Below are 2,859 nucleotides of genomic sequence, written 5' to 3'. Positions count from 1 at the left end.
ATAAATGGTCCCTTCTGTTCATTGTCTTAGAATTTGAGCTGTACCTACATTTTTCTGTCCACACATGGTACATGACATGGATGTTGCTGCTGTGGCATTGTGGTCTTCGCAGACTATATTGTTCTGCTCCAAGGTCATCCATGTCGCTCCAGAGACACAAGAGCACTTTATAAACGTGCTGTAGATGTAGGTCTGGGACTGAAATGTTTTCACTGAATATCCACAGTCAGAAGAGTTACAGTGTAGTCAGCCATTCTCGCTTTCACATTATACTTCCTAAACGTTGGCATTAGACTTAAATTGTGAGGCGCATAGTCGTCCGATATGCACATAGGTCCTAGGATACTGGGCTGGTTGTTGCTGTATTCCAGCTTTATATATTTGTTATGAAACAAGGACTAAAAGGTTAAAGTGCCAACTGTCAGCTTTAATTTGCAACCACATCAAATGAATTGTGAAGGAGTTGTAGCCCTTTTATACATAGCCCCAATTTTAGGTAGAAAAAGTAATTGGACAAATGAAAACAACCAGACATAGAGCAGACAAATGTAATATTTGGTGTAAAATACTTTGCAAACTGTGAGTGGAGAGCCACAACAACGAAGACTGCATCACTGTCCGGATATGGGCTGTAGCGTACGCTGGCTTGGTCCTGAGTCTGTGAACTTGCCTAACGTATATTTTGCATAATCTACCTGCATATCTCGCATACAGAGCTGTCTTTAACTGATTTCTGGTCAGATAAGTATTCATCTTCATTCAAATTGGATAGACAAGCAGGTGTTGCCTGTCCACCTGGACACTATATAATGAACTCACTGTAAGCAGGTTGCAGCTTCAGAGAATTTCCTCCACTGAAGACATCTTCACCAAGTGGTGCCGTGACTCAGACGACCATCTCCTGCCTGGACCACAGCCGGTGAACTGACCAACCTACCAGCCAATCGTTCATCAGCCGAGCAAGAAATAAGGTAGGTGACCTAATTTGAAAAAGTTTGTATGAGAGATGCTTGGTGGTATGCGTCATCAAAATAGTTAAATTAAAAAAAATTAAATTATTATTTGCTATTATGTGAATTGCTGCAAGCTAAATATCACATTTACAGCAGGTCTGCAACACACTAACATTAAATCTTTACTCTTAGAATATACAACTTTTGGGATTCTGATAATTGGGTTTTGCTTGAGCCTACATTTAGAGCAAATAGTTAGATTTGGAGAAAAAGGCTCTGCTCTTTCAAAGACAATATTACTTAAGTCACTGCAAGGCTATCACTTGTGCTGCTCTAAATACTCTATAAGAACCATTCTGTCTTTTTCCTTCACCAGTGAATCATGAAGATCCAGATTGCCTGTTTGCTGCTGGTGCTGCTCTGTGCCACAGAGGTCTCTGGGGCTCTGACCTTTTATGAGAGGCATGCCATTGAAAACATGATGCCGAAAGATTGTACTAGAGTGATGAAAGAGAGGAATATCCACAATAACAACAATAAATGCTCGTACGCAAATGACTTCATTCTGGCCAATAACGAATTAATCAACGCTGTCTGTGCACAAAATAAGCAACAAAGTACCGAACGCTTTAAAGTTGTTGCCTGTACACATAAAACGGGAACCTTTCCTGATTGTGTCTACATCGGTAATGCTTTAAATACAAAAATTAAACTTGGCTGTGAAGGTGGTCAACCTGTGAAATATATTGGTCCAGTTGCTTAAACATCTGCTATGTGCTTCATTTTGTTGTCAAGCATAAAAATCTGAAGTATGATGTTTACATTTTAACGTGGTTTTGAATATGCTTCTTATGATTTATCTTCTGTTTGCTTAAAAATAATAAGGGATTGTGAGAAGAAAATGTTTTCTGTGAATATACAAACAATCTAGAGTCACAAGCATTATGCTGACATGTTCTTCACTCAGTTACCTTGCATATCTTTCCTGTACTCAGCTGGTCTTCATTCATACTGTAGCAAACAAGCAAGTTTTTGCTGTACTCGTAGAATAAACTCACTAAAACCAACTTCCTGCCTCAGAGAATTACTTTCACTGAAAATGTCCTCAAAATTTGTTTGATCATTTTCTCACATAGATGTTGAAGTCAGGAAGGAAGAGTCCCATATTTACTCTGTCCAAGCCTTTGTGCCAAAAACAGTATTTTGTGTTTAATAATTGTCAATAACTGAAAATGACTTCCACACTGGGATTTCTAAAGCCAAGAAGATAACTGATGGTGCCTCCACGTCTCCAGAGTGGCCTTATTCACTGTAATGTAGCTTTAGAGAGCAGGCAAAGTGAGGAGACTCACAGTATGACTAAACTTTGAAGCATGTGGTGAACTTGCAAATCTTGTACAATTTATTTGCATAGCTCACATACAGAGCTGTCTGTGACCTATCTCAGTTCAGATATGATGCCTAAGAGTACTCGTCTTTTATATTCAATCATTCATTCATTTAATTCAAGTATCATCCACTCAGAACGGCAGTTTTTGTGGACATTACTTTAATTGACTGACAAAACTCAGAGAACAAGTGATGGTTTTATTTATTTAATGAATACAATGTCTGACAAAGTAAGTCTTTTTGGCTTAGAATTTTTCACAATAATATAGCCTACAGTTTCTAGATTAATTGCTTGGTGTAGTCTTAGAGGAAGTGCTGGACACCTTAAAGCCCATTCATAATGTCCAGTATAAAGTGTATAAAAGTAAAGGAAATCTCTGAGTGTCTTTAAAAGGCTCTGATAGAAAAGCAGCTTTGGTGGGACTGAGCTTTACTTTTAATTGAAAATTTATAGTTAATAGAAGCCGACTCCACCTTTTGAAATAATTTACACATAAACGCAACACCTTTTGGTGGT

At 38.2% G+C, this 2,859-nt stretch carries 1 protein-coding gene; it reads left to right on the top strand.

Going from position 1 to position 2,859, the window contains the following annotated elements; all coding sequences use genetic code 11:
• Window positions 1–1,335 precede the first annotated feature (1,335 nt).
• Window positions 1,336–1,716, top strand: a complete 381-nt coding sequence (locus ACRC28_RS10780) for a hypothetical protein (RefSeq protein WP_438543451.1) — start codon at window positions 1,336–1,338, stop codon at window positions 1,714–1,716.
• Window positions 1,717–2,859: the final 1,143 nt, after the last annotated feature.

Origin of the sequence: Clostridium sp., assembly GCF_051650885.1 — a bacterium.
Classification (GTDB): domain Bacteria; phylum Bacillota; class Clostridia; order Clostridiales; family Clostridiaceae; genus Clostridium.
The sequence above is the reverse complement of the archived record's forward strand: the minus strand, read 5'-3'. Positions and strand labels throughout refer to the sequence as shown.